This is a genomic window from Collinsella sp. AF18-8LB (genome assembly GCF_003459795.1).
In the GTDB taxonomy this organism is placed as follows: Bacteria; Actinomycetota; Coriobacteriia; order Coriobacteriales; family Coriobacteriaceae; genus Collinsella.
Genome location: NZ_QRWU01000010.1, coordinates 24,109 through 35,804, shown reverse-complemented (window position 1 = coordinate 35,804; position 11,696 = coordinate 24,109). Strand labels below are relative to the sequence as shown.

Genomic DNA, 11,696 nt, shown 5'->3' with positions numbered 1-11,696 from the left:
TCACGCGCCCCCCTTCTGGACGAGTCCATCCAAGAACTTCTCCGCAAACAGGTTGCCGCGACCCAGCTGGCCGGCAGGATCGAGCTGGAGTTTGAGACGCGCCGACTCGACCATGGCCTCGTGGCCGTACATCGTCTCCAAGAAGCCCGCCTTGATCTTGCCGACGCCGTGCTCGGCAGAAACGGCACCGCCCATGGCCGTGACCTCGGAAGCCCACTGGGCAAAGAGTTCTCCACCGCGACGGTAGTCTTGCGCATCGCGCGGCAGGATGTTCACATGCAGATGGTTGTTACCGATGTGACCCCAGGCGGCAGATTCAAGCCCACTTTCGGCCAACGTGCGACGATAAAGGGCGATGACATCGGCCAAGTGTGCATTGGGCACCGACATGTCCGAGCCCAGCTTGGTGATGGTAGGATCCATGCGGCGGCGCTCGTCGATAAGCATGTTGACGCTCTCGGGGACCGCATGGCGGAAGAACCGCTGGCACTCGCGATCAACCTCGGTGCGCGCGACCCATGTCGCATCGTCGCGGCCGCCCGCAAGCTCCAGCACCCACCCCAGGTGGTACAGCTCCTCGGTCGCCTGGGCCTCGTCATCGCAGTCGAGCTCCACGTAGACACAGACCTTGGCCTCTTTGTCGAGCACCGGCAGCGAGGCAAACGCCGTCGACTGCTCGCGCTGGCGACGCAGAATATCCAGGGCGCCAGCATCGAAGTACTCGATGGCAACCGCATGGGACAGGACAGGGCGCACGGAATCGGTAAAGGACACGGCCTTGTCTTCGCTATCGAAAAAGCAGCTCACACCCCAAACGACCGCAGGTGCCGCTTGCAGGGCAATCTCGAGCTCGGTGATAACGCCGAGCGTGCCGCAAGCGCCGATAAAGAGGTCGATGGCGTCCATATCGTCCGCAACAAAATAACCCGAGGCATTTTTGGTCTTGGGCATGGTGTAGCCAGGAAGATCGAGCTCGAGTGTGTGGCCCTCTGCCGTCACGAGCGACAGGTGGCGGCCCTGGGCAAAAGCCTCGCCGCGCTGAAGCTCAAGCAAATCGCCATCAGCCAGCGCGACGTGGAGTCCCGTGATATGCGGGCGCATGGGGCCGTAAGCGTAGCTGCGGGCGCCGGAGGCGTTGCATGCCGCCATGCCGCCCAGACAGGCAGATGCCTCGGTGGGATCGGTGGGAAAGAACTGCTCGCGGGCCTCTTGAAACTCATCGTAGGCCTTAAGCGATGCCTGGTCCCAGCCAGCGGCCGGCAGTACCTTCTTGCCCAGCTGCTTGCGCAGTTCCGAAAGCACAACGCCCGGCTCCACGCGCAGCAGAAAGCGGCCTTGTTCATCGCGGCGAAGGCCCAAGTAGCGATTCATGCGGGAAGTATTGAGAATGTGACCGCCATGAGGCACAGCGCCGGCGGCAAGACCGGTCCGGGCGCCCTGAACCGTCACCGGGACACGCTCGGCATGGAGCTTTTTCAAAATGGCGCGGACCTCGTTCTCCGTTGTCGGAAACGAGATGCTTGAGGCCTCGCCCGATGTGCGAGACTCATCGCGGCCATACTCTTCGAACTCGTCGGTGAAGGGTTTGATGGTTGCAGACACGCGAACTCCCCCTTTAGCTAACTACAGTGTTTGCAGGGAGATGTTACCGCATCGTTTCGTCGACGTGTTCGAGACCGTCTCCATAATTGGCGTTTTTTACGTTCGTGCAATTCGGCGAACGGCAAGTCTTCCTCGACAGACGATGCTTTTAACACATATGGCCACGCCGTCGCCGATTGCTCGATTGTCGCTCGAAAAAAGTTGAAGTAATTTTTGCTGCCTTTTACCTGCGGAGAAACCAATCCGTCAAGCATTTGGTCAGAAATTGGTCAAGTTGCGACTGATAGGGTCGGCGTCGACAGCCAAAACCGATAGAAGTTTTGGCCCAAGAGCAGGGAGGTTCCCATGGCATATTACTGGCCCCAGTACGGCGTCGCCATCGAGGTCGACGACGATCCCTATCTCCTGCCTTTCGACGAAGAGGCGTTCCCCGATACGGCGGTCTACCATGTCACCACCGATGTTATCTGCGACCCCGAGTCGTTCTCGGCGCTCGCCCACCACATCGCGCGTATCCACGACATCGAGCTCCCTCACGACTTCGACGAGCTCATCTACTCGCGCCGCCTGATGCTTCACATGCTCTTTGGAGCGGACCCGTCCACATTCGCACGTGTCTACACCACCAAGGATGCCGCATGAGTGCGAAGAAGCCGCCCCGCCTCGCAGGACTGGGACGTCGCAAGAAACTCGTCGTTGTCTGCCTGGCTATCGTCTGCGCCCTCATCGCCGTAGGGCTATACGCCTGGCAGTCGCAACCCGTGCCCGAAGCGGGTGCCTCAGTCACGACGGCAGAGGGTAAATCGCGCCAAGAAATCCAAGATGAGCTCGATGCCATCGTCCGCGACAACATGATGACGATCTCGGTCGCGCCGGTCGCTCAGCTGCAGGAGAACGGCAAGCTGCGCATCAACGTGCAAAACGTCCAAGACAATAAATTTCCCCAGCGATTCCGCGTCATCCAAAACGACGAGACCATGTACGAATCCGGTGTGGTCGAGACCGGCAAGACAATCGAGACGTGCCCCGCCGGCAACATCAAAGAAGGCGAAGCATACATCGAGATCCAGGCACTCGATGCAAAGACCCTCGACAGCCACGGCAATCCGACACGTGTCAAGGTACGGGTTGAGCAAGCCGAGAACTAGCTTTCCGGCCGACGCGGCACCGCACGCAATTCACCGGCATTTGTCCAATCATCGCGGGGACGGCCCGCGGCGAATAGAAAGGAACGACCATGGACATCACCAGGAACATGAACGGAGCCAGAGCGCTCGTCGTGGGCGCAGGGCTCGCGCTCGCGCTCGCAATGGGCGCCGCCCCGACGCCAGCTATGGCAGCCGGGCGCGTTGGAACCACGAAGGTAATGGTCAGGACCGAGATTGACAACGTTGAGTTCAAAGTTCCGACGGTTATTCCCTTCGTCGCCAAGCCCGACGGCACGCTTCAGGGCCCCTCAGAAGACGCGACCACCATCGACAATCATTCGGCCTACGGCATCCATGTCACCAACATGAAGATCGACGCCATGAACACCTGGACCATTGCCGCCGACGCCAAGGCCGGAACCGCGCAGAACTCCATCGACTTTAAGGTCGGCCCCGACGGCGCACTCCAGAACGCTAGCACCGCAATGCAGGAGACGGGCCTCGATCTTTCCAAGAATGCAGCCTTCGACATGGGTTACCAGGGCATTGCCGGTGGCACGGACAAAATTAAGCTCAAGACAAGCGGAAACGTCGCCCGCGTCACGCGCGACATCTTCCGCGTAACCGGCGAAGGCGATCAGGTTGCAACGATCACCTGGACGGTCGAGCCCGGTGCGCACACGGCATAAGGCCGTCGCCCTGGCCGCCGCCGTCAGCATCCTAGCATTTGAGCCAGCCATGGCCTTTGCCCAGCAAGAACAGGCACAGGCCGCCACGCAAGTGACGGTCGACCTCTCGGAGCTCGACCGTGGCGACCGCGAGGAACCGTTGGCGCAGACAGGCGACAGACGATGGCTCTTGGCAGCAGGCGCCACAGCAGCAGGCGCGGGGACCGCCGGCCTCGGTCTGCACATCAAACGCAGCCAGAAACAAAACACGGACAGGCCGCACTAAATTAGCTAAGGAGACCCCATGGCATCGAAGAACCTTTTGCCCGTCGTCGCACTCTGCGGCGCGCTCGCAACCGGAACGCCTGTCGCCGCCTGGGCGACTCCCGTCATGGCGGACTTCTTAGCGGCAGCCCTAAGCCCCGCACCAAATCCGTCGAGCGCCATTGCGTGCAAGCGTTTTTCGTTCGCACAGGCTGCAATCTCAACCTCGGGATGCCTTCGCCGTAATACGGACGGCTCGATAGTCGTGGATATCAATCGTTCGAACAAGGCAAACGGCTCCCAGGCGGGGTGCGCCGTCTGCACGTGGCGCTCGGTTGTGCTCGATGCAGATGGCGATCCATGCAATTTAGAGCTGCGCATCGACATCGCTTCGGTCGATGACTCGGCGAACGGAGCGAAGGTCGCCTTCGACGGTGCGTTTTTCGAGAAAGGAGGCGGTATATGTCTGGGCTGCGCCGCCGCGAATGCAGACGACACGCAGCCCACCCTCTCATTCACGGCATCGTTGCGGCTGACCAAAGCCGGCACCGATGCCATCGCGGCGGGAGAAGCGTCCCTGCTGTTCTACGCCGTCAGCACCAAAGACACAGATGCTCATTTCGAGAAGCCAGCCGGATCACTCAGCCTTACACGAGGGATAGAAGCAGGCCCTATTGAAATCGATGCCCACGCGCAAAGCAGGCAACGCATTCTTGCCGACCCGGCGCTTCTCGAAATGGAGTGGAACGGATCCGGAGCCATCGGAATTCTCCCCTCCGCGCTTGACGCCAAGACGCTCTCCTCAAACGACGAACCCATCAACGCAACCATACAAGAAGAGAGCGCGGACAAGGAAGCGGGTGCGGGCGACACGCCGTCGCCGACAAACAGCGTCCCAGCTTCTTTCGAAGCACCGAATGAGCCCGCTACCGATCAAAACGATCCCGAGCTCGCGGACAGTCTGGGGCTTGCTGATCCTCAAGAGATCGATGAAGGTAACTGCTGCGTGCTTGCCGCGCTCGACCACACGGAGGTCATCGACGCTGCGAACATCGAAGTTGCCGCCGCCAATCAGCCCGTCCGCAAGTCGGCCATCATCGCATTTCCTGAATCCATCGAAGTCGTCTTTTTGCCATCGGGCGAGGTCGTGGCCCCAACACTGCTCACCTTGTTGGGCGCCAAGAATACTCGAAACGAAATTAAAAAGGTCACGGTTGTCGACCCTGCAACCACCGCTAAACTGCGCCTATACGCCGTTGCCCCAGACGGAGGCAAGACCTTGGAATTCGATGGCGACACACTCCTAGCCTGGCGACGTCTGGACATTATGCAAGACGTCTCGTATCAGATCGAACTCGAAGGGTTTGATCGTGCCCGCGATGCCAATATCATCGCCGCGGCTATTGAATCCCCACAGCGGCTTATGACACTGCGCTTTGACTACTATCCCTATGTCCCGACAACCACCTGAGGCTTAAATACTGCGCATCATTCCTAATACCACTTATATAACGTATTAGATGAGTCGCGATGTGCCTCGCATTCCATTCTGCTACGATTGCCACGTTGGCATCAATACAGGAGGGCTCATGCCGGGCTTGGGAACAATCATCAACGTTGTCCTTTTAGTTGCGGGCGGTCTTTTGGGATTAGCGGGCGGTCGCTTTATCACACCGCGTATCCAAGACACGCTCATGAAAGCGTCGGGGCTGTGCGTCCTGTTTATCGGCCTTGGCGGCACCATGCAAAAGATGCTCCTTATCGATGGGAAGGCACTGGCGACCACTGGTACCACCATGCTCATTGTCTCGTTCGCCCTCGGCTCGCTCATCGGCGAGGCCGTCAACTTGGAGGCCGCCATTGAGAACCTTGGCGAATGGCTCAAGCGCAAAACCGGCAGCGAGGGCGATAACGAGTTCACCAACGCTTTTGTCTCGACTTCACTCACCGTGTGTATCGGCGCCATGGCCATTGTGGGATCGATCCAGGACGGCCTGCTCGGCGACTGGTCAACGCTTGCTCTCAAAGGCGCACTGGACTGCATCATCGTCTGCACCATGACGGCCTCACTTGGCCGCGGCTGCATCTTTTCCGCCCTGCCCGTCGCCGTGTTCCAGGGGACGATCACGCTGTTTGCCGGTGCACTCTCCCCCATCATGACCACGGCAGCCCTCGACAGCCTTTCGCTCGTAGGCTCCATGCTCATCTTCTGCGTCGGCGTCAACCTCATCCGTCCTCAGACCTTCCGCACTGCCAATATGCTTCCCTCCGTCATCATCGCCGTCATCTACGCCCTCCTGTTCTAAATCTATCTACGCAGCGGTATCTCGAACATCTGTTTGATGCTGTGCTATGATATGAGGTCACCGTAGCTGCGTTCGAGAGGAGGAGCGGTGGCCGACCAGGACATCAAGATGCTCATCGAGCGCATTATGGCCGAGGCCCGGACCCATCAGTCCGCCCGCTTCTCAAACGAAATCTACGCAGACGAGCCGATTCTCAAGACCGGCCGACAGATGCAGAACTTCCTCCCCGACCAATACCGCAAGATGCGTGAGATATCGCGTTGGCAAGAAGACCCAAAGGGCGGCGCGGGCCGTTGGCTTTCGGAAGCCGAGCTTTTCTACCGCCAAGGCCTGCTGATGGCCGACTTTGAGGACGACTGTCCCTACAACGGCACCTTTAAGTCGTACTTTCCCACCTACAACGCCATGAGCGACCGGCAGCTGCGCGGCTACTTTACCTGGCGTGCCCAAGTGCGCCGCGGGAATATTGAGGAGACATCGACCTCGTTTGCCTTTCTGTATCTCTATGAGTTGATTTGCGGCATTGGCGTAGATGACCCGCTCGATGGTTTTAACAAGATCAAGGCTTTTTGGGATGTCTATCGCGCCTTCGAGCCCGGCATCGACCGGTTTGCGCGCGTGTGGCTGCAGGACTACGCCGTGTTCCACAGGCTCGACCCCAAGCTGCTTCGTGACTCTAAAACCGTCATGTTCGATAACGCCCTTATCGAGCTGCGGCGCGCGGCACGAGACCTTGTACCAGCACCGGCACCGTCCGGCCAGCCCCCTAAGCGTCGCAAAACCTCCGAGCCCACGCTCCCCCTTCCGCCCGATGAGGTGCGCGAGGAGCGACTCATGGCCGCTATCAATGCCCTCTCCACGTATAACCTAAGTAACTCGCGGCTCGACCGCAGCCACCACCGCGATCTGCGCCACGTGGCGTGCGCCGTGTATGTCCGCATGGCGCGCTACTATGACACGCACCGAAAGACCGGCATCGTGGCGAGTTTATTTGGGGAGGAGACGGCCATGCCCTACACCATGTTTGCCTCGGCCGTATTCTTTGCGCCCGAGCGCCACGAGGACTGCGAATACCGCCTTGATCCTATCCATATCTACCGTTGCCAAAACGGCTTTTGGGAATGCATGCGTATCCACGGTAGTAGGCAAAAGAGCAGCAAGCTCGGTGAAATGATGCGCGCCTGCGACCAACGCCTGCGCCTGGCGCTGGACCCCGCCCATCCCCTTAAGGAAGAAAAGGTCCCCAAATATCTGGCCAAGATTATCGATGACGAGATTGTGGCATGGCTTTCATGGGACGCCGCACACCAGCCCGTCAAGATCGATATCGATCTGAGTCAGCTGGGGCACATTCGGAGCGCCGCCGCGCAAACGCGCGAGGCGCTTTTGATCGACGAGGAGCGCGAGGACGGTATGATCGCAGAGGTCGATACGGCAGGCTCCGAACGGTCGAAAGCCGAGCCCGTGGCAGACGCGACGGTCGAGGCGGTCGCGGCACCCATTCGGCAGGACGAGGCCGACGAGCCAACCATTTCCACCGAACAGTTTGGTGTTGTGGCGCCGCTTCTTGTGCCGACGCCCGCGCTTACAGCTGCTGCGCCCGTTGACGCCACGAACGAACTCGCGCCTGCTGCAGACGCCTATCTCCGCGCGCTGTTCGAGCACAATGCAGTACAGGCGGAATCGGCGGTAGCGCAATCGGAGCAGAGCGAGGACATGCTCGTCGATACCATCAACGAGGCGCTCTTTGATCTGGTGGGCGACACCGTAATTGAATTTAGCGCGGCAGGACCGCAGATTATCGAGGACTACGAAGCAGACGTGAGAGGATACCTAGACCATGAGTGATACCGCATCCGCAGCACCCCGCGTGCCCAAGCGCGTCGCCGCCGTCATTCTCAACTCGCTCAAGGGCGGCGTGGTCCCGCGCATCGGCCTTCCCTACATCACCGTAGGACGCGAGGTCGAGATCCGCGCCCTGCTCACCGATCTGAGCCTCATCGCCGACGGTGGCGCGAGCTTCCGCTTTCTGGTCGGTCGCTACGGCGCCGGCAAGAGCTTTTTACTCCAAACCATCCGCACGCACGCCATGGGCGAGGGGTTCGTCGTCGCCGATGCCGATCTATCCCCTGAGCGCCGTCTCCAGGGCGGTCAGGGACAGGGCCTTGCCACCTACCGCGAGCTCATCCGCAATATATCGACTAAAACGCGCCCCGAGGGCGGTGCGCTCAACCTTATCCTGGATCGTTGGGTCGCCTCGTGTGCCGACGTCGACGAGTCGGTCGTCAATGCCCAACTAGCCCCGCTCGAGGAGATGGTCCACGGCTTCGACTTCACCCGCATGCTCCGCCGCTATCGCGCGGCCGTATCCGAGGGCGACGAAGAGGCCATGAGCCGCGTGACCAAATGGATCCGCGGCGAATACCGCACCAAGAGCGAGGCTCGCGCCGAGCTGGGCTCCTCAACCATCATCAGCGATGACGACTGGTACGACTACGTCAAACTCATCGCGCGTTTTTTGGTTTGCAGCGGCTACAAAGGCATGCTGGTGCTCATTGACGAGCTCGTGAATCTGTATAAGATTCCCAACGCCATCACGCGCCAGTACAACTACGAGAAAATCCTGACCATGTACAACGACACACTTCAGGGCAAGGCGCAGTACCTGGGCATGATCATGGGTGGCACGCCGACCTCCATCGAGGACCGCCGCCGCGGTGTGTTTTCCTACGAGGCCCTACGCAGCCGACTCGCCCAGGGCCGCTTTGCACGCGAGGACCTTAAGGATATGCTCGCGCCCATCATCCGCCTGCAGCCACTCACCTATGAGGAGCTGCTGGTGCTCATCGAAAAACTCATGCAGATCCATGCCGGCTACTTTGGCTGGACGCCCACGCTTACCGAGAACGACCTGGTGGACTTCCTCAAGATTGAGTTCAGTCGCGTGGGAGCCGATACGCACCTGACGCCGCGTGAAGTCATTCGTGACTTTATCGAGTTGCTCGATATCCTGTGTCAGAACCCCGACGCTAGCGTAGCCGAGTTGCTGCAAAGCGTCGGTGGCGACGCGCTGGCGCCGACAGCCGCAACAGACAACACCGGCACCGCAGGCGGCGACCGCAACTTCGCCGAGTTCACCATCTAACCTGCCAAAAAGGGACAGGTTTAATTTGGTAGGTTTTATCTCGGCAAATGCCGATATTGCAATTCGACGACCCATTGCCCGTTGCGTTTGATAACCCGTTGTTGAAAGGAGGCCCCGTGAACGCCTTTGACCGCTACGCCCCGTTTATCCAGGACTTCATCTACTCCCACGATTGGGAGAGCTTACGCTCTATCCAGGTTGCAGCAGCAGACGCCATCTTTAACACGCAAGACAACGTGCTCCTGACGGCATCCACAGCGTCCGGCAAAACCGAGGCGGCCTTCTTTCCCATCCTGACCGAGTTTTGGGAAAACCCGCCCACAAGCGTAGGCGCCCTCTACATTGGTCCCCTCAAAGCACTCATCAATGATCAGTTCGTCCGCCTCAACGACCTGTGCGAAGAGGCCGATATCCCCGTCTGGCACTGGCATGGCGACGTCTCGCAGTCGCACAAGGCAAAGCTCATTAAAAAGCCGAGCGGCATCTTGCAGATTACGCCCGAATCGCTCGAAGCGCTCCTGATCCATAAGCACATGGCGATCCCGCGCATGTTTTGCGACCTGCGCTATGTGGTCATCGACGAGGTTCACTCGCTTATGCGTGGCGACCGCGGCGGGCAGACGCTCTGCCTTATCGAGCGCCTCTCGCGCATGGCAGGTGTGCAGCCCCGACGCATTGGCCTTTCGGCTACCATCGGCGACCCCGAGCGCACGGGCACCTTTCTCTCGCAGGGAACGGGACGCAGCTGCGTTATCCCCCGTTTTGAGGAACCGCGTCGCGTGTGGCGCATCTCCATGGAGCACTTCTACAACTCGGGCCCCCAGGCGCAGCAGCGAGGATTCGAGAGTGCTGGTCCCCAAGAGGCCGAGGTGCTTGCGTGCGAGCGCATCGAGGCGGCAGCGTCCACGGCACTGCCCGCCGGCACCCAAGACAGACGTCACAGCGGACAGCTCACGCAGGAGGAGCGCCGTCAGCGTCGCGAACAGGCACGGGGCAAGGTTACCTCCAGGGATCGTCGCACTTCCTCGGCCCCCGAGGGCGAAGTCGATATCCCGCGGGCGACCGAGCAGGCGCTTCTCAACCCCACCGACACCGCGCCCGAAAACGCCGACCCCGGCATGGGCTACATCTTTGAACATACGCGCGGCCGCAAGTGCCTGGTCTTTGCCAACTCGCGCGAGGAGGCAGAGGCCGTATGCTCCATGCTGCGCAGCTACTGCGAGAGCCGACACGAGCCCGACCGTTTTCTCATCCACCACGGCAATCTTTCGGCATCGCTGCGCGAGACCGCCGAGGAGCTGATGCGTGACGAGGAGCAGGCACAGACAACCGTCACCACTTCCACACTGGAGCTCGGCATCGATATCGGTCGTCTGGAGCGCGCGTTCCAGATCGATGCACCGTTTACCGTCAGCTCCTTTTTGCAGCGCATGGGCCGCACAGGACGCCGCGATCTTCCACCCGAGATGTGGTTTGTCATGCGCGAGGAAGAGCCCGAGCCGCGCACGATGATGCCCGAGACCATTCCGTGGAAGCTCCTGCAGGGCATCGCGCTCGTACAACTCTATCGTGAGGAAAAGTGGGTCGAGCCACCCGAGCTCGATCGACTCCCCTATAGTCTGCTCTATCACCAGACCATGTCGACACTTGCCAGCACCGGTGAGCTCACGCCGGCAGAACTTGCCCAGCGTGTGCTCACGCTCAGCTTTTTTCACCGCATCTCGGCCGATGACTATCGCGTCTTGCTCCGTCACCTCATTACCATCGACCATATTCAGATCACCGAGGGCGGCGGGCTCATCGTGGGTCTCGCAGGCGAGCGCATCATTAACAACTTTAAGTTCTACGCCGTGTTTCAGGAAAACGAGGAGTTCACCGTTCGCAGCGAGTCGGCCGAATTGGGCACGATCGTCAATCCGCCACCGCCCGGTGAGCGCATCGCCATCGCCGGACACTGCTGGATTGTCGAGGAAGTGGACTGGAAGCGTCATACCGTCTTTGCCACACAGGTCAAAGGTCGCGTGCCGGCCTACTTTGGCGACTGCCCCGGCGACATTAATACACACATACTCGAGCGTATGCGCAAAGCGCTTAACGAGCACGCGGCATATCCGTACCTCATGGGTAACGCGAGAGCCCGCTTGGCGCAGGCTCGTCATACGGCCGAGATTTCGGGCGCAGGAACCAAGCCGCTCATCAACCTGGGCGGCGACACCTGGGCGTTCTTCCCCTGGCTGGGCAGCTATGCCTTTCTGGCGCTCGAGCGCATGCTCAAAATTAAATGTGCCGCCGAGCTGGGCCTTCGAGGGCTCGATCCATCGCGACCGTACTTTATGCAGTTTAAGATGAAGGCCGACGAGGAGACGTTCTTTGAGGTGCTCGCCGCCGAGGCCGAGAAGGACTTCGATCCCATTGAGCTCGTCTATCCCGGCGAGGTGCCTTACTTTGATCGTTACGACGAATTTGTTCCCGAGGAACTCGTGCGCAAGGGCTTTGCCGAAGGCGTACTCGATATCGAGGGCATGAAGCAGCGCATCCGCAGCTGGACCAGCTAATTTGGGAC

At 60.0% G+C, this 11,696-nt stretch carries 10 protein-coding genes; 8 read left to right on the top strand and 2 right to left on the bottom strand.

The features are described 5' to 3' along the window. Entirely contained in the window at nt 1-1,602 is a 1,602-nt protein-coding gene (locus tag DWX25_RS08395) for an FAD-binding oxidoreductase (RefSeq protein ID WP_233505623.1), read from the bottom strand. Nucleotides 1,603-1,947: 345 nt separating this feature from the next. Here DWX25_RS08395 and DWX25_RS08390 point away from each other — a divergent pair, with 345 nt between their 5' ends. The 3 genes from DWX25_RS08390 to DWX25_RS08380 all read left to right on the top strand — a co-directional run bounded on the left by DWX25_RS08390 (nt 1,948) and on the right by DWX25_RS08380 (nt 3,439). Then, the gene (locus DWX25_RS08390) at nt 1,948-2,244 is read left to right on the top strand and encodes a hypothetical protein (protein WP_089573322.1); all 297 of its coding nucleotides are present in this window, start codon (nt 1,948-1,950) and stop codon (nt 2,242-2,244) included. Then, entirely contained in the window at nt 2,241-2,750 is a 510-nt protein-coding gene (locus DWX25_RS08385) for a hypothetical protein (protein WP_117734518.1), read from the top strand. Before DWX25_RS08390 ends, DWX25_RS08385 begins: the two co-directional genes overlap by 4 nt. 89 nt (nt 2,751-2,839) lie before the next feature. Further along, complete coding sequence (locus DWX25_RS08380) at nt 2,840-3,439, top strand: hypothetical protein (RefSeq protein WP_117734519.1); 600 nt, start codon at nt 2,840-2,842, stop codon at nt 3,437-3,439. A 31-nt stretch (nt 3,440-3,470) separates the two neighbouring features. On the opposite strand, the gene DWX25_RS09410 is transcribed toward DWX25_RS08380, so the two are convergent. Continuing rightward, nucleotides 3,471-3,662 carry a hypothetical protein gene (locus tag DWX25_RS09410; protein ID WP_147336914.1) on the bottom strand — a complete coding sequence of 64 codons (192 nt, stop codon included), beginning with the start codon at nt 3,660-3,662 and terminating at the stop codon, nt 3,471-3,473. A gap of 60 nt (nt 3,663-3,722) precedes the next feature. Here DWX25_RS09410 and DWX25_RS08370 point away from each other — a divergent pair, with 60 nt between their 5' ends. The 5 genes from DWX25_RS08370 to DWX25_RS08350 all read left to right on the top strand — a co-directional run bounded on the left by DWX25_RS08370 (nt 3,723) and on the right by DWX25_RS08350 (nt 11,688). Further along, complete coding sequence (locus tag DWX25_RS08370) at nt 3,723-5,153, top strand: hypothetical protein (protein WP_117807962.1); 1,431 nt, start codon at nt 3,723-3,725, stop codon at nt 5,151-5,153. A 118-nt stretch (nt 5,154-5,271) separates the two neighbouring features. Continuing rightward, on the top strand, nt 5,272-5,988 hold the full coding sequence (locus DWX25_RS08365) for a DUF554 domain-containing protein (protein WP_199407129.1): 717 nt from the start codon (nt 5,272-5,274) through the stop codon (nt 5,986-5,988). Between the two features lie 87 nt (nt 5,989-6,075). Continuing rightward, nucleotides 6,076-7,836: a TerB N-terminal domain-containing protein gene (locus DWX25_RS08360; RefSeq protein WP_233505624.1), complete on the top strand. Its 1,761-nt coding sequence runs from the start codon at nt 6,076-6,078 to the stop codon at nt 7,834-7,836. Beyond that, a complete protein-coding gene (locus DWX25_RS08355; RefSeq protein WP_117807964.1) occupies nt 7,829-9,133 on the top strand; it encodes an ATP-binding protein in 1,305 nt (434 codons plus the stop codon). Before DWX25_RS08360 ends, DWX25_RS08355 begins: the two co-directional genes overlap by 8 nt. 116 nt (nt 9,134-9,249) lie before the next feature. After that, entirely contained in the window at nt 9,250-11,688 is a 2,439-nt protein-coding gene (locus DWX25_RS08350; protein WP_117807965.1) for a DEAD/DEAH box helicase, read from the top strand. The last annotated feature ends 8 nt before the right edge of the window (nt 11,689-11,696 follow it).

Excerpts from the sequence above, each read along its gene's own strand:
- DWX25_RS08370 (WP_117807962.1), top strand. The coding sequence starts at position 3,723 with ATGGCATCGAAGAACCTTTTGCCCGTCGTCGCACTCTGCGGCGCGCTC.
- DWX25_RS08390 (WP_089573322.1), top strand. The coding sequence starts at position 1,948 with ATGGCATATTACTGGCCCCAGTACGGCGTCGCCATCGAGGTCGACGAC.
- DWX25_RS08355 (WP_117807964.1), top strand. The coding sequence starts at position 7,829 with ATGAGTGATACCGCATCCGCAGCACCCCGCGTGCCCAAGCGCGTCGCC.
- DWX25_RS08365 (WP_199407129.1), top strand. The coding sequence starts at position 5,272 with ATGCCGGGCTTGGGAACAATCATCAACGTTGTCCTTTTAGTTGCGGGC.
- DWX25_RS08380 (WP_117734519.1), top strand. The coding sequence starts at position 2,840 with ATGGACATCACCAGGAACATGAACGGAGCCAGAGCGCTCGTCGTGGGC.
- DWX25_RS08385 (WP_117734518.1), top strand. The coding sequence starts at position 2,241 with ATGAGTGCGAAGAAGCCGCCCCGCCTCGCAGGACTGGGACGTCGCAAG.